At 33.8% G+C, this 26,081-nt stretch carries 20 protein-coding genes, 1 riboswitch and 1 other annotated feature; of the genes, 13 read left to right on the top strand and 7 right to left on the bottom strand.

The annotated features are described in order from the left end of the window. Window positions 1–19: 19 nt before the first annotated feature. From rsmG to rpmH, 5 genes are all read right to left on the bottom strand, one after another. Complete coding sequence (gene rsmG, locus HMPREF2576_RS08920) at window positions 20–739, bottom strand: 16S rRNA (guanine(527)-N(7))-methyltransferase RsmG (protein ID WP_002437291.1); 720 nt, start codon at window positions 737–739, stop codon at window positions 20–22. After that, the gene (gene mnmG, locus HMPREF2576_RS08915; RefSeq protein WP_001831818.1) at window positions 739–2,616 is read right to left on the bottom strand and encodes a tRNA uridine-5-carboxymethylaminomethyl(34) synthesis enzyme MnmG; all 1,878 of its coding nucleotides are present in this window, start codon (window positions 2,614–2,616) and stop codon (window positions 739–741) included. The genes rsmG and mnmG overlap by 1 nt, the downstream gene beginning before the upstream one ends. Window positions 2,617–2,688: 72 nt before the next feature. After that, complete coding sequence (gene mnmE / locus HMPREF2576_RS08910; protein WP_001831768.1) at window positions 2,689–4,068, bottom strand: tRNA uridine-5-carboxymethylaminomethyl(34) synthesis GTPase MnmE; 1,380 nt, start codon at window positions 4,066–4,068, stop codon at window positions 2,689–2,691. 145 nt (window positions 4,069–4,213) lie between these two features. Further along, entirely contained in the window at window positions 4,214–4,561 is a 348-nt protein-coding gene (rnpA, locus tag HMPREF2576_RS08905; protein WP_001832522.1) for a ribonuclease P protein component, read from the bottom strand. A 158-nt stretch (window positions 4,562–4,719) separates the two neighbouring features. Beyond that, on the bottom strand, window positions 4,720–4,857 hold the full coding sequence (gene rpmH, locus HMPREF2576_RS08900) for a 50S ribosomal protein L34 (protein ID WP_000240855.1): 138 nt from the start codon (window positions 4,855–4,857) through the stop codon (window positions 4,720–4,722). 738 nt (window positions 4,858–5,595) lie between these two features. On the opposite strand from rpmH, the gene dnaA reads away from it, so the two are divergent. From dnaA to gyrA, 6 genes are all read left to right on the top strand, one after another. Continuing rightward, window positions 5,596–6,951 (top strand): chromosomal replication initiator protein DnaA, encoded by a 1,356-nt coding sequence (gene dnaA, locus HMPREF2576_RS08895; RefSeq protein ID WP_001831814.1) that lies wholly within the window; start codon window positions 5,596–5,598, stop codon window positions 6,949–6,951. Window positions 6,952–7,260: 309 nt separating this feature from the next. Further along, complete coding sequence (gene dnaN, locus HMPREF2576_RS08890) at window positions 7,261–8,394, top strand: DNA polymerase III subunit beta (RefSeq protein ID WP_001831813.1); 1,134 nt, start codon at window positions 7,261–7,263, stop codon at window positions 8,392–8,394. A 432-nt stretch (window positions 8,395–8,826) separates the two neighbouring features. Then, window positions 8,827–9,063 (top strand): S4 domain-containing protein YaaA, encoded by a 237-nt coding sequence (gene yaaA / locus HMPREF2576_RS08885; RefSeq protein WP_001831806.1) that lies wholly within the window; start codon window positions 8,827–8,829, stop codon window positions 9,061–9,063. Continuing rightward, a complete protein-coding gene (recF, locus tag HMPREF2576_RS08880; RefSeq protein WP_002437307.1) occupies window positions 9,060–10,175 on the top strand; it encodes a DNA replication/repair protein RecF in 1,116 nt (371 codons plus the stop codon). The genes yaaA and recF overlap by 4 nt, the downstream gene beginning before the upstream one ends. Window positions 10,176–10,185: 10 nt before the next feature. Then, window positions 10,186–12,117 carry a DNA topoisomerase (ATP-hydrolyzing) subunit B gene (gene gyrB, locus HMPREF2576_RS08875; protein WP_001831817.1) on the top strand — a complete coding sequence of 644 codons (1,932 nt, stop codon included), beginning with the start codon at window positions 10,186–10,188 and terminating at the stop codon, window positions 12,115–12,117. Between the two features lie 36 nt (window positions 12,118–12,153). After that, on the top strand, window positions 12,154–14,835 hold the full coding sequence (gyrA, locus tag HMPREF2576_RS08870) for a DNA gyrase subunit A (protein ID WP_001831812.1): 2,682 nt from the start codon (window positions 12,154–12,156) through the stop codon (window positions 14,833–14,835). 392 nt (window positions 14,836–15,227) lie between these two features. Here gyrA and HMPREF2576_RS08865 read toward each other — a convergent pair whose 3' ends face one another. Beyond that, window positions 15,228–16,043 carry an NAD(P)H-hydrate dehydratase gene (locus tag HMPREF2576_RS08865; protein WP_001831762.1) on the bottom strand — a complete coding sequence of 272 codons (816 nt, stop codon included), beginning with the start codon at window positions 16,041–16,043 and terminating at the stop codon, window positions 15,228–15,230. Between the two features lie 541 nt (window positions 16,044–16,584). Continuing rightward, window positions 16,585–16,800: a binding site (T-box leader), on the top strand. 87 nt (window positions 16,801–16,887) lie between these two features. On the opposite strand from HMPREF2576_RS08865, the gene serS reads away from it, so the two are divergent. Continuing rightward, window positions 16,888–18,174 (top strand): serine--tRNA ligase, encoded by a 1,287-nt coding sequence (gene serS, locus HMPREF2576_RS08860; RefSeq protein WP_002455928.1) that lies wholly within the window; start codon window positions 16,888–16,890, stop codon window positions 18,172–18,174. 529 nt (window positions 18,175–18,703) lie between these two features. Here the strand turns inward: serS and sph are convergent. Then, window positions 18,704–19,687: a sphingomyelin phosphodiesterase gene (gene sph / locus HMPREF2576_RS08855; RefSeq protein ID WP_002468583.1), complete on the bottom strand. Its 984-nt coding sequence runs from the start codon at window positions 19,685–19,687 to the stop codon at window positions 18,704–18,706. A 383-nt stretch (window positions 19,688–20,070) separates the two neighbouring features. On the opposite strand from sph, the gene HMPREF2576_RS08850 reads away from it, so the two are divergent. From HMPREF2576_RS08850 to rplI, 6 genes are all read left to right on the top strand, one after another. After that, the gene (locus HMPREF2576_RS08850) at window positions 20,071–20,763 is read left to right on the top strand and encodes an AzlC family ABC transporter permease (protein WP_002470522.1); all 693 of its coding nucleotides are present in this window, start codon (window positions 20,071–20,073) and stop codon (window positions 20,761–20,763) included. Next, the gene (locus HMPREF2576_RS08845) at window positions 20,760–21,089 is read left to right on the top strand and encodes an AzlD domain-containing protein (protein ID WP_002470530.1); all 330 of its coding nucleotides are present in this window, start codon (window positions 20,760–20,762) and stop codon (window positions 21,087–21,089) included. Before HMPREF2576_RS08850 ends, HMPREF2576_RS08845 begins: the two co-directional genes overlap by 4 nt. Before the next feature lie 123 nt (window positions 21,090–21,212). Further along, window positions 21,213–21,313, top strand: a riboswitch (SAM riboswitch). Between the two features lie 64 nt (window positions 21,314–21,377). Continuing rightward, on the top strand, window positions 21,378–22,346 hold the full coding sequence (locus tag HMPREF2576_RS08840; protein ID WP_001831747.1) for a homoserine O-acetyltransferase MetX: 969 nt from the start codon (window positions 21,378–21,380) through the stop codon (window positions 22,344–22,346). 248 nt (window positions 22,347–22,594) lie between these two features. Beyond that, the gene (locus HMPREF2576_RS08835; protein WP_002494609.1) at window positions 22,595–23,521 is read left to right on the top strand and encodes a YybS family protein; all 927 of its coding nucleotides are present in this window, start codon (window positions 22,595–22,597) and stop codon (window positions 23,519–23,521) included. Between the two features lie 28 nt (window positions 23,522–23,549). Then, window positions 23,550–25,517, top strand: coding sequence for a DHH family phosphoesterase (locus HMPREF2576_RS08830; RefSeq protein WP_002470520.1), 1,968 nt, complete (start codon window positions 23,550–23,552; stop codon window positions 25,515–25,517). Beyond that, window positions 25,514–25,960: a 50S ribosomal protein L9 gene (rplI, locus tag HMPREF2576_RS08825; protein WP_001831811.1), complete on the top strand. Its 447-nt coding sequence runs from the start codon at window positions 25,514–25,516 to the stop codon at window positions 25,958–25,960. The genes HMPREF2576_RS08830 and rplI overlap by 4 nt, the downstream gene beginning before the upstream one ends. The last annotated feature ends 121 nt before the right edge of the window (window positions 25,961–26,081 follow it).

Genomic DNA, 26,081 nt, shown 5'->3' with positions numbered 1-26,081 from the left:
TTTATCATACTATGATGTCTTAACTTTCAACTAATGGAGATTTGTTTGGCGTACCTGGTTTTCTTGGGTATTTTTTTGATGTCTGTCTACGTTTATCAATAATAATCATTTGTCGCTCACCGGCATTTTCAGGTAATTCAAAAGTATAAGTCTCTTTCACATTACCACCTAAAATGTTAATAGCAAACGTCGCTTCTTGCAATTCTTCTTTACCTTTTGATGATTTAAGTGCAAGGAACTGTCCACCTTTATTTACTAAAGGTAAGCACAACTCACTTAAGACAGTCAATCTCGCTACTGCACGAGCTGTAACAATATCATAAGACTCCCTGTAGACACCCTTGCCATATGTTTCTGCTCGATCATGCACAAAACTAACATCTTCAAGACCTAGTTCTGCAGCTAAATGATTTAGAAATTGTATTCTTTTATTTAGAGAATCTACAATCGTTACTTTCAATTCAGGGTATACTATCTTTAAAGGTATACTTGGAAAACCTGCACCAGCACCGATATCACAAAGACTTAATTGACCGTTAAAATCATAATAGAAACTAGGCGCTATTGAATCATAGAAATGTTTTAAATAAACATCATGTTCATCAGTAATACTTGTCAAATTCATTTTTTTGTTCCATTCAACAAGTAATTTATAATATTTTTGAAATTGCTCTTTTTGCGTATTAGATAGTTCTATGCCTTGCTCGCTTAATTTCTCTGATAACCATTCAATACTCATTATTGTTTCACCCTTTGAAGTTTACCTTGTTCTAAATAAACAAGTAGAATTGAGATATCTGCTGGATTCACACCTGAAATTCGTGAAGCCTGTGCAATATTTAATGGTTTAACTTCAGCTAACTTTTCGCGTGCTTCAGATGCTAAACTATCTACCTTGCTATAATCTAAATCCTCAGGAATTTTTTTCGCTTCCATTCTTTTAACTTTTTCTACTTGTTGTAAAGATTTATTGATATAACCTTCATATTTTGTTTGAATTTCAACTTGTTCCTCAACCGCTTCAGGAAGTTGATGTGATTCTTCTAAGATTTCTAAAATTGTTTCGTAGTTCATTTCGGGACGACGTAATAAATCAATCGCTAATATGCCATCTTTTAATCTTGAACCACCCTTAGCTTCAATAATTGCTTGCGTATGTTCATTTGGTTTAATACGTACATCGGTAAGTCGTTGTATTTCATCTTTGATTTGTTGACGCTTTTCATTAAATCTTGCATAGCGTTCTTCTGATATTAAACCTAATTCATACCCCATATCAGTAAGACGTAAATCAGCATTATCATGACGTAGTAATAATCGATATTCCGCACGTGAAGTTAATAATCGATACGGTTCATTTGTACCCTTAGTGACTAAATCATCTATAAGTACACCAATATATGCGTCTGAACGGCTGAGTATTTTTTCACCTGTACCTAAAACATTACCAGCAGCGTTAATACCTGCCATGATTCCTTGTCCCGCTGCTTCTTCATATCCTGATGTTCCATTAATCTGACCTGCAGTATACAAGTTTTTAATCGCTTTTGTTTCTAACGTTGGCCATAATTGAGTAGGCACGATTGCATCATATTCAATAGCATAACCCGCACGCATCATATCTGCTTTTTCAAGACCTGGAATGGTTTCTAACATTTGACGTTGAACATGTTCAGGTAAACTAGTAGATAATCCTTGCACGTATACCTCATTCGTATTACGTCCTTCAGGTTCTAAGAAAAGTTGATGTCTTGGTTTATCGTTAAAGCGGACAAATTTATCCTCAATTGATGGACAATATCTAGGACCTGTACCTTTAATCATACCGGAATACATAGCAGATAAATGTAAGTTATCATCAATGACTTGATGTGTATCTCCATTTGTATAAGTTAACCAACAAGGTAATTGATCTAAAATAAATTCGGTTGTTTCAAAACTAAACGCTCGACCTATATCATCACCTGGTTGGATTTCAGTTTTAGAATAATCGATGGTTCTCGCATTTACACGTGGTGGTGTACCCGTTTTAAATCTAACGATATCAAATCCTAATTTTCTTAAATTATCTGCTAGAGTTACAGATGGTAATTGATGGTTAGGGCCACTAGAATATTTTAAGTTTCCTAGTATAATTTCTCCACGTAAGAATGTACCTGTTGTAATAATGACAGCTTTAGAACGATATTCTGTACCAATATTAGTACGAACACCTTTAACTTCATTATCTTCTATAATGAGTTCATCAACCATACCTTGCATGATGTCTAAATTATCCTCATTCTCAAGTACACGCTTCATTTCTTGTTGATATAATACTTTATCTGCTTGAGCACGTAAAGCTCTAACAGCTGGACCTTTACCTGTATTAAGCATACGCATTTGAATGTGAGTTTTATCAATAGTTTTTGCCATTTGTCCACCTAAAGCGTCTATTTCACGTACAACGATTCCTTTCGCAGGACCACCTACAGATGGATTACATGGCATGAAAGCAATATTATCTAAATTAATTGTTAACATCAGCGTTTTAGCACCCCGACGAGCTGAAGCTAAACCTGCTTCAATACCGGCGTGACCAGCACCAATGACTACTACATCATATTCTTGAACCACTCTTTTACCTCCCAAAAGTCATAAAATCTTGAATTTTAGACGTCTTACCGTCTTGTTTATATTTTTATATCATTATTTTCCTAAACAAAATTGACTAAATAGTTGATCTATTAATTCATCACTCGCTGATTCTCCAATAATTTCTCCTAGAATTTCCCAAGTACGTGTTAAATCAATCTGTACCATATCCATTGGGATACCAGACTCAGCAGCATCAATCGCATCTTGAATTGATTGTCTCGCTTGTTTCAACAATGAAATGTGACGTGAATTAGATACATAAGTCATATCTTGATTTTGTACTTCGCCACCAAAGAATAAATCTTTAATTTGTATTTCTAATTCATCAATACCTTCTTGTTTAAGCATCGATGTTTGTATAAGTGGCATATCACCAATCATCTCTCTTAGTTCGCTAACATCTAATCGCTGTTCTAAATCTGTTTTATTAATGATTACAATAACATCCTCATTTTTAATGACTTCGAATAAAGTTTGATCATCTTCCGTCAGAGGTTCATTGTTATTAAGCACAAATAAAATTAAATCTGCTTCACTTAGAGCTTTCCTAGAACGTTCTACACCAATCTTCTCTACGATATCTTCAGTATCCCTAATACCCGCAGTATCTACAAGTCGTAACGGGACACCTCTAACATTGACATATTCTTCTAACACGTCTCTTGTTGTACCAGCGACCTCAGTCACAATTGCTTTATTATCTTGAATAAGGTTATTTAGCATCGAAGACTTCCCAACATTAGGACGTCCTACAATAACTGTAGATAACCCTTCTCTCATTATTTTACCTTGTGCTCCTGTTTCAAGTAACTGATTGATTTCTTCTTTAATACGCTTAGACTGTTCTAGTAAGAAGTCCGTCGTTGCGTCTTCTACATCATCATACTCTGGATAATCAATGTTAACTTCAACTTGGGCGAGTATCTCTAATATGGATTGACGTTGTTTCTTGATTAAGTCACTTAAACGTCCTTCTATTTGATTCATCGCAACCTTAGAAGCTCGATCAGTTTTGGAACGTATAAAATCCATAACCGCTTCTGCTTGAGATAAATCTATACGACCATTTAAAAATGCACGTTTTGTATATTCACCTGGTTCTGCCATACGTGCACCATAAGTCATAGTTAACTCTAATATACGATTAATTGTTAAAATACCACCATGGCAATTTATCTCAATAATATCTTCTCGTGTGAAAGTTTTAGGGGCACGTAATACAGACACCATGACTTCTTCAACTGTTTCATTTGTTTCTGGATCAATAATATGACCGTAATTTATTGTATGCGTCTCAACTTCAGATAACTTTTTCTTTCCTTTATATAAGATATCTCCGATTTCAATAGCTTGTGGCCCAGATAATCTCACAATTCCAATAGCACCTTCACCCATCGGTGTTGAAATACTTGTAATCGTATCAAAATCCATAAGAGTCTCGCCTCCTTATTAATGTAAAAATTCATTATAACATTGTAAATTGTTTCTTTAAAAAAAGCTAATAAACTGTTCAACATTCATATGTAAGGCTTCGGTATGTGTGACGTTAGACTACGGTTTGTCTAAATCCCCTACCCTACTTAATCTTTTTATTAAACACTTTTGCAATTTTAAGCACATGCTCTAAACTGCTTTGAATCTCCAGTGTATTCATATCTTTTGCTGGTTGCCTCGCAATAACTATAATATCTTTAGCGATAATATTTTGCTTATGCACTTTAAAATTCTCTCTTATCGCTCTTTTAATTCTATTTCTTGTAACAGCGTTGCCCAGTTTTTTTGAGACACTTATTCCTAAGCGAAAATGTTTTAAATCTCTATTTTTATAGGTATAGACAACAAATTGTCTATTTGCAACAGACTTCCCATTCTTGTATATCGCTTGAAAGTCTGAATTTCTCTTAATACGATATGCTTTTTCCATTAAACATCACTCGCTTATTCTAATCTATTCATTTTAATAGTAACAATTATCTATTAACAAAACATACGTATATATTATTTTGAAAATGATATCAGAACAATACTTAAATATCATTTTATTATTTAAACAAAAAAAAGACCACTGATGATTCAGTGATCTTATGCAGATAAAACTTTACGGCCTTTACGACGACGACGCGCTAAAACTTTGCGGCCATTTTTAGTGCTCATGCGTTTTCTGAAACCATGAACTTTACTATGTTTACGTTTATTTGGTTGATAAGTACGTTTTACCATGCAAAACACCTCCATCTGAATTCAATTACCAATATTTCCAACTTCCTACCTAGAAATTGGTTCATATAAATAGATAAATTAACGAAGTATATGTTAGCTTCAATTACTAACATACTTCATCTGAGCAATTGCTCTCTTATTGTGTCTGCTATTAAGAAATTTGTTCTATAGCTTATTATTATCTAGTCATAATTCAAGCAACTACTACAATATAACAAAATACCTTTTATAAAGCAAGATGAATTTACGAATATAACGATTGAAAATGACTTGTTGTGATTTAATATAAGCAATTTTTTTCTTCACCAATTTTAATAATAAATTGTCATATACATAGTTCATGCAATCCATATAAATTATTTCCCAAAGTAAAAAAGAAGGAATTGTGACGCTTATTTGAAGTTATCCACTTATACACATAATTTCTCGCAAAAATTGTGGATAACACATGCGCTATACACACAGTTATTCAAAATTTAACAACATATTCACAGCCATTTGACATCACTTGGAGTTAAAAAGTATAATTATGTGGATAAGTCGTTCAAATTATGATTTTATAAGGATTTATTTATTAAATTTATATACATAAATGGTGTGCATAAATCATAGTTATGTTTAAGTTATCCACTGATTGTGATTAACTTGTGGATAATTATTAACATGCTGTGATTATTTTTATCCACCTATGTTATTTCTGTGTATAAGTCTAAAATTTTAAGAAAGATGGAGTTATTTATGTCAGAGAAAGAAATTTGGGATAAAGTTTTAGAAATTGCCCAGGAAAGAATTTCAAACACTAGTTATCAAACGTTCATAAAAGATACGCAACTCTACTCACTTAAAAATGACGAAGCCATTATATTAGTAAGTCTGCCTTTCAATGCGAGTTGGCTTAATCAGCGATATTCAGAAATTATGCAGGCTATTATTTATGATGTCATCGGTTATGAAGTGAAACCACATTTTATTTCTGAAGATGAACTTGCATCCTACAACAATGTAAATACACAAGAAGTTCAAGAACCCCAAGTACAACATTCTTCTATAGATGATAAGACTTGGGGAAAAGAACAATTTAATATGCACAATACATTCGATACATTTGTCATTGGACCTGGTAACCGTTTCCCACATGCTGCAAGTTTAGCTGTTGCAGAAGCACCGGCAGAAGCTTATAATCCATTATTTATATATGGAGGCGTAGGTCTAGGTAAAACACATTTAATGCATGCAATTGGGCACCATGTTCTTAGCAACAAACCTAATGCTAAAGTCATTTACACTTCTAGTGAGAAATTCACAAACGAATTTATTAAATCAATACGTGATAATGAAACTGAAGCATTTCGTGAAAAGTATCGTAAAATTGATGTTTTATTAATTGATGATATTCAATTCATTCAAAATAAAGAACAAACGCAAGAAGAGTTCTTCCATACTTTTAATGAATTACATCAAAATAATAAACAAATCGTTATTTCAAGTGATCGTCCACCAAAAGAAATTGCTAAGCTGGAAGACCGTCTACGTTCTCGTTTTGAGTGGGGACTAATAGTTGATATCACACCACCTGATTACGAAACAAGAATGGCAATATTACAAAAGAAAATTGAAGAAGAAAATCTTGATATTCCGCCAGAAGCTTTGAATTACATCGCCAACCAAATCCAATCAAATATTCGTGAACTTGAAGGCGCATTAACTCGACTTTTAGCGTACTCCAAATTACAAGGAAAACCTATTACAACCGAACTCACTGCAGAAGCGTTAAAAGATATCATTCAGTCACCTAAGTCTAAAAAGATTACAATTCAAGATATCCAAAAGATAGTTGGTCAATATTATAGTGTAAGAATTGAAGATTTTAGTGCCAAAAAACGTACAAAGTCAATTGCTTACCCACGACAAATAGCTATGTATCTATCTAGAGAATTAACTGATTTTTCATTACCTAAGATAGGTGAAGAATTTGGAGGTCGCGATCATACAACAGTTATCCATGCCCATGAAAAGATTGCAAATGATATCAAGTCTGATCCTACATTTAAGCAAGAAGTAGAAAACTTAGAAAAAGAAATTAGAAATCAGTAATGGGAAATAAATCCATATTGAATAAATTGAAAATTAGCAGATTGTAAACTGTCTTTTAGGGAATAATTACTATGTAAATCAATTCCTAAACACTTAAAAAGATGGGGAGTTGTCCCTCTGAATAAAAAATAGCAATTGTGGATAATGTGAAAAAATAATACACAACATACACAGTTTATCCACATGTGTATAACTGTGCTATTCGTAAGTTTTTTAGACTTATCCACCAATCCACAGTGCCTACTACTATTACTATGAATTTAAAACCTATATAATTATATATAAACGACTGGAAGGAGTTTAAATTTAATGATGGAATTCACAATTAAAAGAGATTATTTTATTAATCAACTTAACGACACATTAAAGGCTATCTCACCTAGAACAACTTTACCGATTTTAACAGGTATCAAAATTGATGCTAAAGAAAATGAAGTCATTTTAACTGGGTCAGATTCAGAAATATCAATAGAAATCACTATTCCAAAACAAGTTGATGGTGAAGAAATTGTTGAAATTACAGAAACAGGATCAGTTGTACTTCCTGGTCGTTTCTTCGTTGATATTATTAAAAAACTTCCTGGAAAAGAAGTTAAATTATCAACTAATGAACAATTCCAAACGTTAATAACATCAGGTCATTCAGAATTTAACTTAAGTGGACTAGATCCTGATCAATATCCATTATTACCTGAGGTATCACGAGATGACGCTATTCAATTGTCAGTTAAGGTACTAAAAAATATCATTGCACAAACTAATTTTGCAGTGTCCACCTCAGAAACACGACCAGTACTTACTGGTGTGAACTGGCTTATACAAGATAATGAATTAATATGCACAGCAACAGATTCACACCGCTTAGCTGTAAGAAAATTACAGTTAGAAGATGAATCAGAAAATAAAAATGTCATCATTCCTGGTAAAGCTTTATCTGAATTAAACAAAATTATGAGTGACAGCGACGAAGATATTGATATTTTCTTTGCTTCTAACCAAGTGTTATTCAGAGTGGGGAATATTAATTTCATCTCACGTTTACTTGAAGGTCATTATCCAGATACGACACGTTTATTCCCAGAAAATTATGAGATTAAATTAGGAATTAACAATGGAGACTTCTATCATGCAATTGATCGTGCATCTTTATTAGCACGTGAAGGTGGAAATAATGTTATTAAATTAAGTACAGGTAATGAATTAGTTGAACTTTCATCTACTTCTCCTGAAATTGGTACTGTTAAAGAAGAAGTTAACGCTAATGATGTAGAAGGCGGAAACTTGAAAATTTCTTTCAACTCAAAATACATGATGGATGCTTTAAAAGCCATTGATAATGATGAAGTAGAAGTAGAATTCTTTGGTACAATGAAACCATTTATCTTAAAACCAAAAGATGATGATTCTGTAACGCAATTAATTCTGCCTATTAGAACATATTAATAAAAATTAAAGTTACAATCGGATTAGATTGCTAAATCTCTTATACAAAGGAGCCTGTGCATTTGTTGCATAGGCTTTTTTATATTGATATCAAATCTCATTTCAAACATTCAAAGCTTAAAATAGACAAATGAGATAATTATCGTGAATGTAGAATTAATTTTAAATGTACTGAGCGCTTTTCAAAGCAATAATAAATATATTTGAGTATTCAATTACCCTTGTGGAAAAAGTGTGCTAAAAACCACTTTAAATTTAAAATTCAGTGTAAGTTTTTAAAATGATTGTAAGTAAATTATAAAATTTGTAGCAGCTTTTGATAAAATAAAATATATATCAAAGTAAACGATTTCATTCTTTATTTTAAATGAAATTCAAAGTAAAAAACGGTATAATATATTAATGACACATATAGAAACGGAGTGAGAAATTTTGGTTCAAGAAGTTGTTGTAGAAGGAAATATCACTTTAGGTCAATTTCTTAAAACTGAAGGAATCATAGAATCAGGTGGACAAGCTAAATGGTTTCTACAGGATTTTGAGGTTTTAATTAATGGACAACGTGAAACAAGACGTGGCAAAAAATTAGAACACAACGACCGCATTGATATTACAGATATCCCTGAAGATACGGGTTCCTTTTTAATCATCCATCAAGGTGAACAATGAAACTTAATACACTCCAATTAGAGAATTATCGTAACTATGAACAGGTGACATTAGATTGTCATCCCGAAGTGAATATCCTTATTGGTGAGAACGCACAAGGAAAGACAAATTTACTTGAATCAATTTATACCTTAGCGCTTGCTAAAAGTCATCGTACGTCAAATGATAAGGAACTCATACGTTTCAAGTCTGATTATGCTAAAATAGAGGGTGAGCTAAGTTATAGACATGGTACGATGCCGCTTACGATGTTTATAACTAAAAAAGGTAAGCAAGTTAAAGTAAATCATCTTGAGCAAAGCAGACTAACTCAATATATTGGACATTTAAATGTCGTCTTATTTGCACCTGAAGATTTAAATATCGTTAAAGGTTCACCACAAATACGTCGACGATTCATAGATATGGAGTTAGGACAAATATCTGCTGTCTATTTGAATGATTTAGCTCAATATCAGCGTATTCTAAAGCAAAAGAACAATTACCTTAAACAGTTACAAATTGGGCAGAAGACAGATACAACAATGTTAGAAGTCTTAAACCAACAATTTGCTGAATATGCACTGAAGGTTACGTTACGTCGAGAGCACTTTATAAAGGAATTAGAAACACTTGCACAACCCATTCATGCAGGTATCACAAATGATCGAGAGACACTGACACTCGATTATGTTCCAAGTTTGAAGTTAAGTAATTATGAAGCCAATCAATCTGAGTTAATTGAAGAAGTATTAGCATTGTTAAATGACAATTTACAAAGAGAAAAAGAACGAGGCGTATGTCTCTATGGCCCACATCGTGATGACTTAAGTTTCAATGTAAATGGCATGGATGCTCAAACGTATGGTTCACAAGGTCAGCAACGTACCACTGCGCTGTCAATTAAGTTGGCAGAAATTGAATTAATGAATATTGAAGTAGGAGAATATCCAATCTTACTTTTAGATGATGTCTTGAGTGAGCTTGATGATTCACGTCAAACACATTTGTTAAGTACGATTCAACATAAAGTACAAACATTTGTGACAACTACGTCAGTTGAAGGAATAGATCATGAAATAATGAATAACGCTAAGTTATACCGTATTAGTCAAGGTGAAATACTAAAGTAACGAGAAAGTGATGGTGAATACATTGTCAGATGTAAACAACACAGATAATTATGGTGCTGGACAGATACAAGTTTTAGAAGGTCTCGAAGCGGTTCGTAAAAGACCGGGTATGTATATTGGTTCAACTTCAGAAAGAGGGTTGCACCATTTAGTATGGGAAATTGTTGATAATAGTATTGACGAGGCATTAGCAGGTTATGCTAGTCATATTGAAGTTGTAATTGAGAAAGACAATTGGATTAAAGTTACTGACAATGGCCGTGGTATTCCTGTTGATATTCAAGAAAAGATGGGACGCCCTGCTGTCGAAGTTATCTTAACTGTACTTCACGCTGGAGGTAAATTCGGAGGTGGCGGATACAAAGTATCTGGCGGTCTTCACGGTGTTGGATCTTCAGTTGTTAATGCACTCTCACAAGATCTTGAAGTTTATGTACATCGTAATGGCACGATTTATCATCAAGCCTATAAACAAGGTGTGCCACAATTTGATCTTAAAGAAATTGGCGATACAGATAAAACAGGTACAGCTATTCGATTCAAAGCCGATAAAGAAATCTTTACAGAGACAACAGTTTATAACTATGAAACACTTCAAAAGCGTATACGTGAGCTTGCTTTCTTAAATAAAGGTATTCAAATTACTTTAAAAGATGAAAGAGAAGAGGAAGTTAGAGAAGACTCATATCATTATGAAGGCGGGATTAAATCCTATGTAGATTTATTAAATGAGAATAAAGAACCTCTTCACGATGAACCTATATATATCCATCAGTCTAAAGACGATATTGAAGTGGAAATTGCACTTCAATATAACAGTGGATATGCAACCAACTTATTAACGTATGCGAATAATATTCATACATACGAGGGTGGTACGCATGAAGATGGCTTTAAACGTGCTTTAACACGCGTTTTAAATAGCTATGGTACGCAAAGTAAGATTATTAAAGAGGATAAAGATAGACTTTCAGGTGAAGATACACGGGAAGGTTTAACAGCAGTCGTATCAATTAAACATGGCGATCCTCAGTTTGAAGGACAAACTAAAACAAAATTAGGAAACTCTGAAGTACGTCAAGTTGTTGATAGATTATTTTCTGAACACTTTGAACGTTTCTTATATGAGAATCCATCTGTAGGACGCATTATTGTTGAAAAGGGTATTATGGCTTCACGCGCACGTGTGGCTGCCAAAAAAGCACGTGAAGTTACGCGTCGTAAATCAGCATTAGACGTTTCAAGCTTACCAGGTAAATTGGCAGATTGTTCTAGTAAGAACCCTGAAGAAAGTGAAATTTTCTTGGTAGAAGGTGACTCTGCCGGGGGGTCTACTAAATCTGGTCGTGATTCAAGAACACAAGCCATTTTACCTTTAAGAGGTAAAATTTTGAATGTGGAAAAAGCACGTTTAGATCGTATCTTAAACAATAACGAAATTCGTCAAATGATTACTGCATTTGGTACGGGTATTGGAGGAGAATTCGATATATCAAAAGCACGTTATCATAAAATCGTAATCATGACTGATGCCGATGTTGATGGTGCACATATACGTACGTTATTACTTACATTCTTCTATCGTTTCATGAGACCTTTAATTGAAGCGGGCTACGTTTATATTGCTCAGCCGCCTTTATATAAACTAACACAAGGAAAACAAAAATATTATGTATTTAACGATAGAGAACTAGACAAGTTGAAACAAGAATTAAACCCGTCACCAAAATGGTCAATTGCACGTTACAAAGGTCTTGGTGAAATGAACGCAGACCAATTATGGGAAACGACTATGAATCCTGAACATCGCTCTATGTTGCAAGTGAGACTTGAAGATGCAATTGATGCAGACCAAACATTTGAAATGTTAATGGGCGATGTAGTAGAAAATCGCAGACAATTTATCGAAGACAATGCAGTTTATGCCAACCTAGATTTCTAGACACTATGAACTGAACTTTTGAAGGAGGATCTCTTGATGGCTGAATTACCTCAATCAAGAATTAATGAACGAAATATAACCAGTGAAATGCGTGAATCATTCTTAGACTATGCTATGAGTGTTATCGTTTCTCGTGCATTACCTGATGTTAGAGACGGATTAAAGCCAGTACATCGTCGTATTCTTTATGGTTTAAATGAACAAGGTATGACGCCCGATAAACCTTATAAGAAATCTGCACGTATAGTCGGGGATGTCATGGGTAAATATCACCCTCATGGTGATTCTTCAATTTATGAAGCAATGGTAAGAATGGCCCAAGACTTTAGTTATCGTTATCCACTTGTAGATGGTCAAGGTAACTTTGGCTCTATGGATGGTGACGGGGCAGCCGCAATGCGTTATACCGAAGCACGTATGACTAAAATAACATTAGAACTTTTACGTGATATCAACAAAGACACAATTGATTTTATTGACAACTATGATGGTAATGAAAGAGAGCCGTCAGTCTTACCTGCACGTTTCCCTAACTTACTAGTAAATGGTGCGGCAGGAATTGCCGTAGGTATGGCTACAAATATTCCTCCCCACAATTTAACTGAAGTTATTGATGGTGTGCTCAGTTTAAGTAAGAATCCAGACATCACAATTAATGAGCTGATGGAAGACATCCAAGGTCCTGATTTTCCTACAGCCGGTTTAGTACTAGGGAAAAGTGGTATTCGTCGAGCTTATGAAACAGGTCGTGGGTCAATTCAAATGCGTTCTCGTGCTGAAATAGAAGAACGTGGTGGTGGCCGTCAACGTATTGTCGTAACGGAAATACCTTTCCAAGTCAATAAAGCGCGTATGATTGAAAAAATCGCAGAGTTAGTTAGAGATAAGAAAATCGACGGTATTACAGATTTACGTGATGAAACAAGTTTGCGTACAGGTGTAAGAGTAGTTATTGATGTACGTAAAGATGCAAATGCGAGTGTTATTTTAAATAATTTATATAAACAAACGCCATTACAAACATCATTTGGTGTGAATATGATTGCTTTAGTGAATGGTAGACCTAAACTAATCAATTTAAAAGAAGCACTTATCCATTACTTAGAACACCAAAAAACAGTGGTTAGACGACGTACTGAATATAATCTTAAAAAAGCAAGAGACCGTGCCCATATTCTAGAAGGTTTACGAATAGCACTAGATCATATTGATGAAATTATCACAACAATTCGTGAATCGGACACTGATAAAATTGCGATGGCAAGTTTACAAGAGCGTTTTAAACTAACTGAACGTCAAGCTCAAGCAATTTTAGATATGCGTTTAAGACGTTTAACTGGATTAGAAAGAGATAAAATAGAATCTGAGTATAATGAACTTCTAGAATATATTAAAGAGTTAGAAGAGATTTTAGCTGATGAAGAAGTACTATTACAATTAGTTCGTGATGAATTGACTGAAATTAAAGAACGTTTCGGCGATGAACGTCGCACTGAAATTCAATTAGGTGGTCTAGAAGATCTTGAAGATGAAGACTTAATCCCTGAAGAACAAATTGTTATTACATTAAGTCATAATAACTATATTAAACGTTTACCAGTATCTACATATCGTTCTCAAAATCGTGGTGGTCGTGGCATACAAGGTATGAACACGTTGGATGAGGACTTCGTTAGTCAATTGGTAACAATGAGTACACATGATCATGTTCTGTTCTTTACGAATAAAGGTCGTGTATATAAACTCAAAGGTTATGAAGTTCCTGAGTTGTCACGTCAATCCAAAGGCATACCTATTATTAATGCGATTGAACTCGAAAATGACGAAACAATAAGTACGATGATTGCAGTTAAAGACCTTGAAAGTGAAGAAGATTATCTCGTATTCGCGACAAAACAAGGTATCGTTAAACGTTCATCATTAAGTAACTTCTCCCGTATTAACAAAAACGGTAAAATTGCAATTAACTTTAAAGAAGATGATGAATTAATTGCAGTACGTCTAACAACAGGTAATGAAGATATTCTTATTGGAACTGCACATGCATCATTAATTAGATTTTCTGAATCTACATTACGCCCATTAGGCCGTACAGCAGCAGGTGTGAAAGGTATTTCTCTACGTGAAGGGGATACTGTCGTTGGTCTTGATGTTGCAGATTCAGAAAGTGAAGATGAAGTATTAGTAGTTACTGAAAATGGTTACGGTAAACGTACACCTGTTAGCGAATATCGTTTATCAAATCGTGGTGGTAAAGGAATCAAAACTGCGACAATTACCGAGCGTAATGGTAACATCGTTTGTATCACAACTGTAACCGGTGAAGAGGATTTAATGGTTGTAACTAACGCTGGTGTTATTATTCGTCTTGACGTTCATGATATTTCTCAAAATGGACGTGCAGCACAAGGTGTACGCCTTATGAAACTCGGAGATGGTCAATTTGTTTCTACTGTTGCTAAAGTAAACGAAGAAGACGATAATGAGGAAAATGCAGATGAAGCGCAACAATCTACTACTACTGAAACAGCAGATGTAGAAGAGGTAGTGGATGATCAGACACCAGGCAATGCGATTCATACAGAAGGTGATGCAGAAATGGAATCTGTAGAATCTCCTGAAAATGATGATCGTATTGATATCAGACAAGATTTTATGGATAGAGTGAATGAAGATATCGAGAGTGCTTCAGATAATGAAGAAGATAGTGATGAATAATTAAAAAGGGAGTAAGACAGAAACATAGGGTTCGTTGTTCTGCCCGTAACTCTTAATTAAACTATCTGTAGATTTTATGAACAAAAGTTTATATAGGGAAGTCGGACTAGAGTTGTAATGAGGTTATTTTCTAACTCAGTCATCGACGTCCAATACGCTAAAATGCATGAGACATAGCTATGTCTCATGCATTTTTTAATTTCTTGTTTATATTAAATTGATTTGTCCTTTATAACCTCTGTAGCACCATACATTGAGGATAAATGAATAATCATTTCCATACATTTAGACCCCCTTCAATAGAGGGTGTCTAAAATATAACTGTCTCTTTCAACAATGTTCTTTCTCAATTTACCACTACTGATAAACACAGTAATTAATTCTGATATCTGTTAACCTTCAAGTTGTTTCATCACATACGGTATTTCACTAATTAGACGTGAAGGTGGAACAACATACATTGTGTCAGATAATTTTTCACCGATAAAACTATGCATGTAAGTTGCACTTGTAACAGCTTCTTTAAAATTATCAAATTGGCCTACGAAGCTTGTAATCATGCCCGCAAGTGTATCACCCATACCACCTGTAGCCATAGCAGGTGTGCCAATAGGTAATTTATAGACATCATCATTGCAGAAATAGATTTCCGTACCATGTTGTTTTAATACTACTGTCGCGCCAATACGTTCTACCGCTTCAAGGTTACGTTCATATGTCTGTTCTTCAATAGGTATACCGCTCAAACGCTCCCATTCCTTTTGATGTGGGGTGAATATAACACGACATGTAGGAATTTGAGGTTTTAACTTACTGAATATTGTTATAGCATCTCCGTCAACAATTAAATTTTGATGTGGTTGTATATTTTGAAGTAAAAACGTGATGGCATTATTACCTTTGAAATCTACTCCAAGACCTGGACCGATAAGGATACTATCAGTTGCTTCAATCATTTTCGTAAGCATTTTAGTATCATTAATATCTATAACCATCGCCTCAGGACAACGAGAATGTAGCGCAGCATGATTATTTGGGTGTGTTGCTACAGTAATGAGCCCACTTCCACTATAAACGCAAGCGCGTGCAGCAAGCATGATTGCGCCACCCATATTGGCTGATCCACCGATTAATAAAATTTTACCATAGTCACCTTTATGTGTTTCGTCTTTTCTTATAGGAATATTAACAGAATCTAACGTTTTCATAACGATATAACCTCCCATAACATGTTATTTCTTAAAATGTTGTAAGTCTTATGTTTGCTTTTATTTCACGAATCTTTTTATTTATTTCAAACAATTGTTTACATGTGATTTTAAATCATCTCTTCTAAATACAATTAAGAATACTATACCTGTATCTGACATTCGTCAATAGTTAAATGAAACTCTATTCACATCGTCATGTATCATTCATTATTTTAGTAGACTGATAGCATAATGTAGCAGTTTTATTTATTTAATTAAAAATATTAAATGGAAATAGAACGTAAGGTGACATTACAAGCAGTTAATTATAATAATGTTGAAATTCTCCCGCCTCTCATCCGAGAAAATTTGTATGTATATCGTCACAATGTATCTACTATTACACAGAACAAAATATTTAGTTTCAACAAGTTGTAGAAGCGGGACACTAATTATTTAAAAAGTGTTGCATATAAGCTCATCTAAATATGACGTAATTGTTGCAAATTTAAAATAACTTGAAATGTGATAATGACTTTGCTATATTAAAATTAAGTTAATAAAGTATTGTTCGTAGGACAAGTAGCATAGATAGTTCGATTTCAGAGAGCTTGTGGTAAGTGAGAACAAGTAATCGACATTCATGTGAATCTACCTACTATATGTGAACAATCGGTAATAACCGTTATTTTAGTTAAGCGCAATTTGAGGTAAATGCTTTTAATTTACTTGAAATTGTTAAATAGGGTGGCAACGCGTAGACCACGTCCCTTGTCTGGGATGTGGTCTTTTTTTATTGTTTTATCACACGAAGTCATCCATAAAATTGAATATATTTTATTTGGGAAAGGATGAAGGTTACATGTTAGACATTCGTTTATTTAGAAATGAACCTGAGAAAGTGAAGAGCAAAATTGAATTAAGAGGCGACGATCCTAAAGTTGTCGACCAAGTTTTAGAATTAGATGAACAACGCCGTGAATTAATCAGTAAAACTGAAGAGATGAAGGCGAAAAGAAATAAAGTGAGCGAAGAAATAGCTCAAAAGAAACGTAATAAAGAAGACGCTGATGACGTCATTGCTGAGATGCGTCATTTAGGTGATGAAATTAAAGATATCGATAATCAACTTAATGAAGTAGATAATAAAATTAGAGATATCTTAATTCGTATTCCTAACTTAATTAATGAAGACGTACCTCAAGGTGATTCTGATGAAGAAAACGTTGAAGTTAAAAAATGGGGTACGCCACGTGATTTTGAATTTGAACCAAAAGCGCACTGGGATTTAGTTGAAGAATTAAAAATGGCTGACTTTGAACGTGCTGCTAAAGTATCTGGTGCTCGTTTCGTATACTTAACTAAAGATGGCGCATTACTTGAACGTGCTTTAATGAATTACATGTTGACAAAACATACAACGCAACATGGTTATACTGAAATGATGACACCTCAATTAGTGAATGCTGATACGATGTTTGGAACAGGTCAATTACCTAAATTTGAAGAAGATTTATTTAAAGTTGAAAAAGAAGGCTTATATACGATTCCAACTGCAGAAGTACCTTTAACAAACTTCTATAGAGATGAAATTATTCAACCAGGTGTACTACCTGAATTATTTACAGCTCAAACTGCATGTTTCCGTAGTGAAGCAGGATCAGCTGGTAGAGATACTAGAGGGTTAATTCGTTTACATCAATTTGATAAAGTTGAAATGGTTCGTATTGTACAACCTGAAGATTCTTGGAATGCTTTAGAAGAAATGACACAAAATGCTGAAGCTATTCTTGAAGAATTAGGTTTACCATACCGTCGTGTTATCTTATGTACTGGCGATATTGGTTTCAGTGCTAGTAAAACATATGATTTAGAAGTTTGGTTACCAAGTTACAATGATTATAAAGAAATCAGTTCTTGCTCTAACTGTACTGATTTCCAAGCACGTCGCGCAAATATCAGATTCAAACGTGATGCTGCTTCTAAACCAGAATTAGTACACACATTAAATGGTAGTGGTTTAGCAGTAGGTCGTACATTTGCAGCCATCGTTGAAAACTATCAAAACGAAGATGGTACATTAACAATTCCTGAAGCATTAGTACCATTTATGGGTGGCAAAACTAAAATTGAAAAACCAATCAAATAATCATATAAACTTAACTAGATGATTACAATATTAAAAAGTTATTTAACTGTCGATAAGATTCTATAAACTTATCGACAGTTTTTTAATATATAAAGGCGAAATTGGTATTTTTATATTCAATTAGGGATGGATGTCTAAAATAGTTTAAAATAATTTCTACGATTTAAAATACTGGTATAACAGTGATTTTATAGATACGGTTGTCTAACGTCACACAAACGTATGTCTAAAAAATAGTGAATATTTATTGTCATAGACTGAATTATAAAATCATGAAAATAATACATGAAGTAGCAAATATTTATCTTTTAGAGAACGCCTGTAAAAATATAAAATAGTGGAAATTGATTTTTAAACGTTGTCATTCATATTCAAAATATTTAACTTAGTTTGTCAAACAACGTTTATTTTTATATAACCATAAAATAACATCATAAAGAAGCTATATGAAATTCGAAGTATAATGCCAATGTTTCATATAGCTCCTATTCTAAATATTAAAATTTAATAATTAAATGTATCAATTGTCCTATTCATTTGATGCATAGCCAGAGAGTGGGTAATGATCTGAGTAATCATTGTATTTGTATGTTTTACCCCAAGATTTCACGGACCATTCTGGTGACTTCACTCTATGTGTATCATTATGCCATGAGCTTGGTTGTGCATGGTCACGATCTAATAAAATATAATCTAAGTGTTGAGGTTCTAATTTAGGATAATTATATTTCGCAATACTATTACTGCTAGTATCCCAACTATATGCATTACCATCGAATTGAGTAGGTAATGAAACATTTAAGTTATTTGCCATTTGTTGATATTCATCTGAATCTTTAATGACATTTAAGTCACCACCGATATAGACGGGTTCATTTTTAGGGATATTCTTGTCTTTGATAAACTGTTTAATTTCACTCATTTGACTCTGTCTAATGTCCTTATCTTTTCCTTTAAAGCATGTTGGATCTTCAGCTTGTAGATGTGTTCCGATAATATGGTGGTATTTGCCATTCTTATTAATTTTAATGTAGGCAAAGCCTTTATTACCTGCCATATCAGCCCCACAACCTTTTTTATAAATATGTTGTTCTTGTTGTACGATAGGCCATTTACTCACAATACCAACGCCACCACTTACTTTTTTAATTTTTCTATAAGTACCAGAAGTATTTTGCCAACCTTCTGTACCCTTACCAACGATAGGTGTTTGATAGGGGTACTGTGAATGTAGACGTGTTAACAATCTTTTAGAAGCTTTTTTATCAAATAATTCATTTAGAATCACGACATCTTGATTTTGAATGTAATCTGCTTTTGAAATTAAATCAGCGCGCTGAGATTGTCCCCAATTAGGGTAGATAGCAGTAGGTAAGAAATACACGTTGTGTGTAGTGATTTTAAGACTGTCTTTAAAATCACGTTCACTCGCATATGTGATAGTCGAAAATACTAAAAATAAACTACTTAAAACCAACAAAGTAGTTAGTATACATTTACGTTGCCAATTCAATATTGTTACACCTCGTTTCATTTGATGGTGTGATTATATCAAACAAAATTAAGTATCTTTTGGAAATTACTATTTCTAAATAAAATTTTAATAAAAAATTAAAAATCAATGATGTTTTAAAAAGTTGCAAAAGTTCAGTAACTATTATTTTTTGATAATCTTTAAAAGTAATGTTGTAAACATTTTGATTTTAAATCTAAAAGTTAAAAAGAGGGTCTAAAAATAAGAAAGAAAATTCTGAAAAACAAAACCTTTACATATTCACTTCTTTAGACATCGGTATGTATGACGGCACACATACCGGTCTTTAAATATATTGAATAAAATAATTAAGTGTATTAGATTGATTTTATTATTTTATTGGAGAGACTGGGGATGATAATATGACTCACCTTACGTTTAAACAAGGTGTGAAAGAGTGTATTCCCACGTTACTTGGTTATGCAGGTGTAGGACTTTCGTTTGGAATTGTGGCAGCCTCCCAAAATTTCAGTGTTTTAGAAATTATTTTATTGTGTCTGATTATTTATGCTGGTGCAGCCCAATTTATTATTTGTACATTAGTGATTGCAGGCACCCCTATTTCTGCAATTGTGCTTACAACACTTATCGTTAACTCTCGAATGTTCTTATTAAGTATGACTTTAGCACCTAATTATAAGCAATATGGATTTTGGAATAGGGTAGGGCTTGGAACGTTATTAACAGATGAAACTTTTGGCGTTGCTATAACGCCATATGTCAAAGGTGAAAAAATTAACGATCGATGGCTACACGGACTAAATATTACCGCTTACTTATTTTGGACTGTTTCCTGTGTAATCGGTGCCATTTTCGGAGAGTATATTTCAAATCCTGATGCGCTTGGTCTAGACTTTGCCATTATCGCAATGTTTATTTTTTTATGTATATCTCAATTTGAAGGGATTAAGAAGTCACGATTGAGAATATATATTGTACTCATTGTATGTGTGATTGTGATGATGCTTCTTCTAAGTTCAATTCTACCTTCATACGTAGCAATTTTAATAGCCGCAATTGTTGCTGCATTGTTAGGGGTGGTGATGCACAAATGACGACAGATTTACATACATTAGTACTTATTATTTTATGTGGCGTGGTCACATTACTCATTCGAGTTATTCCATTTGTTATGATATCGCGTGTCAACTTACCAGCAATTGTAATTAAATGGCTTTCTTTTATTCCTATCACTTTATTTACAGCTCTTATTATAGATGGTGTAATTCAACAACATGATCATGCATTTGGTTATACGCTTAATTTACCTTATATTATTGCAATCGTGCCAACTGTGATGCTCGCTATTTTCACACGTAGTCTAACAGTGACAATTCTCGGAGGTATATTTGTCATTGCTTGCTTACGTTTAATCTTTTAATCTTTGGAAATCATATCAATTCATTGAACTTACAGAAAAAGTTAGTTAAAATTAAAATAATTAGAAAATTTAGACTATTAGGACGAAATGCATTTCTACATCACAATACAATTAAATTATCTAACCTTATTTTGAGAAGCAGAGGGATTTGGCCCGTAGAAGCTTCAGCAACCGACTTTAAATAGCACGGTGCTAATACCAACGAGCAACTCGAATGATAAGTACGATAAGTGCCTTTACATCATTTGAGTAAGGCACTTTTTTAGTTGAAGGAGGTATGGAACTATTATGACGAATTACACGGTTAATACATTAGAACTAGGTGAATTTATAACTGAATCTGGTGAAACGATTGATCATTTACGTCTACGTTATGAACATGTAGGACTTCCTGGTCAACCCCTTGTCGTTGTTTGTCATGCACTTACTGGCAATCATTTAACATACGGTACGGATGCGCAACCTGGCTGGTGGCGAGAAATCATTGATGGTGGCTACATTCCAGTTCATGATTATCAATTTCTTACATTCAATGTCATTGGAAGTCCATTTGGTTCGAGTTCTAAATTAAATGATGACAACTTCCCAGAACATTTAACATTGAGAGATATCGTTAGAGCTATTGAGTTAGGTATACAAGCATTAGAATTTAAGAAGATTAATATTCTCATTGGAGGTAGTTTAGGTGGCATGCAAGCGATGGAATTGCTTTATAATCGTCAATTCGAGGTGGAAAAAGCAATCATATTAGCTGCTACTGATAAAACGTCCTCCTATAGTCGTGCTTTTAACGAGATTGCAAGACAAGCTATACATATAGGTGGTAAAGAAGGTTTAAGTATCGCACGTCAACTCGGCTTCCTCACGTATCGATCGTCTAAAAGTTATGATCAACGTTTTACACCTGATGAAGTAGTGAGCTATCAACAACATCAAGGTGATAAGTTCAAAGAATATTTCGATTTAAATTGTTATTTAACACTGCTAGACGTCTTAGATAGTCATCATTTAGATAGAGGGAGAGATGATGTTGATGAAGTCTTTCAATCGTTGGAAACGAAAGTACTAACAATGGGCTTTATTGATGATTTACTTTATCCTGATGATCAAGTAAGAGCTTTAGGAGAACGTTTTAAATATCATCGTCATTTCTTCGTACCAGATAATGTTGGACATGATGGTTTTCTTCTAAATTTTAATGATTGGGCGCCTAATTTATATCATTTCTTAAATCTGAAACAATTCCGACGTAAATAGGAAAGTTTTATAATAGAACACAATCCTCATGAGCACGCATAAGAAATACTAAACAGTGCAGAGCAGGTAAATTTTTCTTTGGAATTAAGATAAGTATTATTTGGCATAAAAATAGTCCTACAGAAGCTTATATAAGCAAAGTCTATTTCATATGTCGTACTTATGCATAACCTGTCACTGGTAGTATGGCTTTACTTTATTGTTAAATTTTAGCAAAGAGGTTAAAATAGGAGTTATAGTCAAAAAGTATGGGAGTGGCGTATGTGTTTTCAAAAATACAACCTAAAGCAACTATTTTAGCAATTATTTCATTATTAGTAGTCGCTTTAGTAACGCATGTATTACCTGTTCTCGGCTTGATTTTATGTTTATTTGCAACGATTCCCGGTATTGTTTTATGGAATCGTTCCATACAATCATTCGGAATTAGCGCATTAGTAACAGTTGTACTTACAACATTATTAGGTAATACATTTGTCTTAAGTATGATGGTCTTAATCTTATTATTAAGTGCGATTATCGGACAATTACTTAAGGAAAGAACATCTAAAGAACGAATTCTTTATATTTCAACAGCTTCATTAAGTTTAGTTACACTTATTGGATGGATGTTATTACAAACATTCGATAAAATTCCGACGGCAGCTGTATTAATTAAGCCTTTTAAAAATGCAATGCATGAGGCTTTCTTAACAAGTGGAATCGATTCAAACTATAGACAGATTCTTGAGGAAAGTTTCCGACAAATGACGGTCCAACTCCCTAGTTTTCTAATTATAGTTATTTTCATATTTGTCTTAATTAATCTGATTATTACATTTCCAATTTTACGCAAATTTAAAGTAGCAACACCTATTTTTAAACCTTTATTCGCATGGCAAATGAGCCGTAATTTACTATGGTTTTATCTTATAGTACTTATTTGTGTCATGATTGCAAGTGAACCAAGTACGTTCCAAAGCATCGTGTTAAACTTTGATGTTGTGTTATCATTAGTGATGTACATCCAAGGATTAAGTGTCATTCACTTCTTTGGTAAAGCTAAAAGATGGCCGAACTTCGCAACAATTCTTGTTATGGTAGTAGGGACACTTCTTACACCGGCAACGCATATTGTTGGATTACTTGGGGTAATTGATTTATGTATTAATTTAAAGAAAATAATAAAAAAATGATGATTAAAAAGTGATTAGAGGTGGAAGAATGAACCGTCAATCCACTAAAAAAGCTTTGCTCATACCGTTTATTTTAATGGTACTCACTGCCATAGCACTTGTCGTCGTGTGGTTTATTTTTAACCAATTAGTGGCAGGTATTGCTACAGCTATACTCATTGTGATGATTATTATTAGTGGCGTGTTATTGAGAAAAGCATTTCTAAAAATGGATAATTATGTGGATGATTTAAGTGGTCACATCTCGGCAAGTAGTAATAAGGCGATTAAGCACTTGCCTATAGGGATGATTGTGTTAGATGAAGATAATCACATTGAGTGGATGAACCAATTTATGACAGATCACATTGAAACGAATGTGATTTCTGAAAATGTCAATGAAGTCTTCCCTAACATATTAAAACAACTGGAAAAAGTTCAAGAAGTAGAAATAGAAAACAACAATTATTACTATCATGTACGATATTCAGAAAACGAGCATTGTTTATACTTCTTTGATATGACTGAAACTGAACGTACAAATGAACTATATGAAGATTCCAAGCCGATTATTGCAACAATATTTTTAGATAATTACGATGAAATCACTCAAAATATGAACGATACACAACGTTCTGAAATTAACTCTATGGTGACACGTGTGATTAGTCGTTGGGCACAAGATTACAATATTTACTTCAAACGTTACAATTCAGATCAATTTGTAGCTTACTTTAACCAAAAAATATTGGCTGAACTAGAAGATTCTAATTTTGAAATCTTAAGCCAATTAAGAGAGAAGAGTGTGGGTTACCGCGCACAACTAACATTAAGTATTGGTGTAGGTGAAGGCACGGAGAACCTTATTGATTTAGGTGAATTATCACAATCTGGTTTAGACCTCGCGTTAGGTCGTGGTGGTGACCAAGTTGCAATTAAGAATATGAACGGCAATGTAAGATTCTATGGTGGTAAGACTGACCCTATGGAAAAACGTACGCGTGTACGTGCGCGTGTGATTTCACATGCCCTCAAAGATATTCTTACTGAAGGCGATAAAGTTATCGTCATGGGACATAAGCGACCAGATTTAGATGCTATAGGTGCAGCTATCGGAGTTTCGCGCTTTGCATCAATGAATAATTTAGAGGCATTTATCGTTCTTAATGATTCTGATATTGATCCGACATTACGTCGTGTTATGGATGAGATTGATAAGAAACCGGAACTAAAAGAACGCTTTGTAACATCGGATGAGGCTTGGGATATGATGACTTCTAAGACGACTGTCGTTGTTGTAGATACACATAAACCTGAAATGGTCTTAGATGAAAATGTCTTAAATAAAGCAAACCGCAAAGTGGTCATTGATCATCATAGACGTGGCGAAAGCTTTATTTCAAATCCATTACTTGTGTATATGGAACCTTACGCTAGCTCAACTGCTGAGCTCGTAACGGAATTACTAGAATATCAACCAACTGAACAGAGATTGACTCGTTTAGAATCAACTGTTATGTATGCAGGTATTATAGTAGATACAAGAAACTTTACGTTAAGAACAGGTTCCAGAACATTTGATGCTGCAAGTTATTTACGTGCACATGGCGCTGATACAATCTTAACGCAACATTTCTTAAAAGATGATGTCGATACGTATATCAATCGTTCAGAATTGATAAGAACAGTTAAGATACAAGATCAAGGTGTAGCCATTGCACATGGTTCAGATGATAAAATTTATCATCCTGTAACGGTTGCACAAGCTGCCGATGAGTTGTTAAGTTTAGAAGGCATTGAAGCATCTTATGTAGTAGCTAAACGTGAAGACAACCTGATTGGTATCTCAGCACGTTCTTTAGGTTCCATAAATGTTCAATTAACAATGGAAGCGTTAGGTGGCGGTGGCCATCTGACAAATGCTGCGACACAAATAAAAGGTGCGACAATAGATGAAGCAATAGAACAATTACAACAAGCAATTACAGAACAAATGAGTAGGAGTGAAGACGCATGAAAGTAATTTTCACACAAGATGTTAAAGGTAAAGGTAAAAAAGGCGAAGTTAAAGATGTACCAGTAGGTTATGCAAATAACTTCTTACTTAAAAATAAATATGCTGTAGAAGCAACTCCTGGTAACTTAAAACAATTAGAACAACAAAATAAACGTGCTGAAGCAGATAGACAACAAGAAATCGATGATGCAAAAGCACTTAAAGAACAGTTAAAAGATATCGAAGTTGAAGTATCAGCTAAAACAGGTGAAGGCGGCAAACTATTTGGTTCAATCAGTACGAAACAAATTGCCGAAGCGCTAAAAAAACAACATGATATTAAAATCGACAAACGTAAAATGGACTTACCGCATGGTATTCATGCACTAGGATATACTAATGTTCCAGTGAAATTAGACAAAGAAGTCGAAGGTACAATCCGTGTGCACACTGTAGAACAATAATTTAAAGATATGACGCGAGGATAGTACATGATTACTATTATAGGTGCAATTATATAAGATGTATGACTTATACAATTTGTTAACCTCTGAAATATCTGTAGTGTATCTCGTGACAATATCA

The sequence above is a fragment of the Staphylococcus sp. HMSC063F05 genome (assembly GCF_001837075.1).
GTDB lineage: Bacteria > Bacillota > Bacilli > Staphylococcales > Staphylococcaceae > Staphylococcus > Staphylococcus epidermidis.
The sequence above is the reverse complement of the archived record's forward strand: the minus strand, read 5'-3'. Positions and strand labels throughout refer to the sequence as shown.

What these genes read in the sequence shown, in the direction of transcription:
- rsmG (WP_002437291.1), bottom strand. Translation starts at nt 739, where the DNA reads ATGAGTATTGAATGGTTATCAGAGAAATTAAGCGAGCAAGGCATAGAA.
- mnmE (WP_001831768.1), bottom strand. Translation starts at nt 4,068, where the DNA reads ATGGATTTTGATACGATTACAAGTATTTCAACACCGATGGGTGAAGGT.
- rnpA (WP_001832522.1), bottom strand. Translation starts at nt 4,561, where the DNA reads ATGGAAAAAGCATATCGTATTAAGAGAAATTCAGACTTTCAAGCGATA.
- rpmH (WP_000240855.1), bottom strand. Translation starts at nt 4,857, where the DNA reads ATGGTAAAACGTACTTATCAACCAAATAAACGTAAACATAGTAAAGTT.
- dnaA (WP_001831814.1), top strand. Translation starts at nt 5,596, where the DNA reads ATGTCAGAGAAAGAAATTTGGGATAAAGTTTTAGAAATTGCCCAGGAA.
- dnaN (WP_001831813.1), top strand. Translation starts at nt 7,261, where the DNA reads ATGATGGAATTCACAATTAAAAGAGATTATTTTATTAATCAACTTAAC.
- recF (WP_002437307.1), top strand. Translation starts at nt 9,060, where the DNA reads ATGAAACTTAATACACTCCAATTAGAGAATTATCGTAACTATGAACAG.
- gyrB (WP_001831817.1), top strand. Translation starts at nt 10,186, where the DNA reads ATGGTGAATACATTGTCAGATGTAAACAACACAGATAATTATGGTGCT.
- gyrA (WP_001831812.1), top strand. Translation starts at nt 12,154, where the DNA reads ATGGCTGAATTACCTCAATCAAGAATTAATGAACGAAATATAACCAGT.
- HMPREF2576_RS08865 (WP_001831762.1), bottom strand. Translation starts at nt 16,043, where the DNA reads ATGAAAACGTTAGATTCTGTTAATATTCCTATAAGAAAAGACGAAACA.
- serS (WP_002455928.1), top strand. Translation starts at nt 16,888, where the DNA reads ATGTTAGACATTCGTTTATTTAGAAATGAACCTGAGAAAGTGAAGAGC.
- HMPREF2576_RS08850 (WP_002470522.1), top strand. Translation starts at nt 20,071, where the DNA reads ATGACTCACCTTACGTTTAAACAAGGTGTGAAAGAGTGTATTCCCACG.
- HMPREF2576_RS08845 (WP_002470530.1), top strand. Translation starts at nt 20,760, where the DNA reads ATGACGACAGATTTACATACATTAGTACTTATTATTTTATGTGGCGTG.
- HMPREF2576_RS08840 (WP_001831747.1), top strand. Translation starts at nt 21,378, where the DNA reads ATGACGAATTACACGGTTAATACATTAGAACTAGGTGAATTTATAACT.
- HMPREF2576_RS08835 (WP_002494609.1), top strand. Translation starts at nt 22,595, where the DNA reads ATGGGAGTGGCGTATGTGTTTTCAAAAATACAACCTAAAGCAACTATT.
- HMPREF2576_RS08830 (WP_002470520.1), top strand. Translation starts at nt 23,550, where the DNA reads ATGAACCGTCAATCCACTAAAAAAGCTTTGCTCATACCGTTTATTTTA.
- rplI (WP_001831811.1), top strand. Translation starts at nt 25,514, where the DNA reads ATGAAAGTAATTTTCACACAAGATGTTAAAGGTAAAGGTAAAAAAGGC.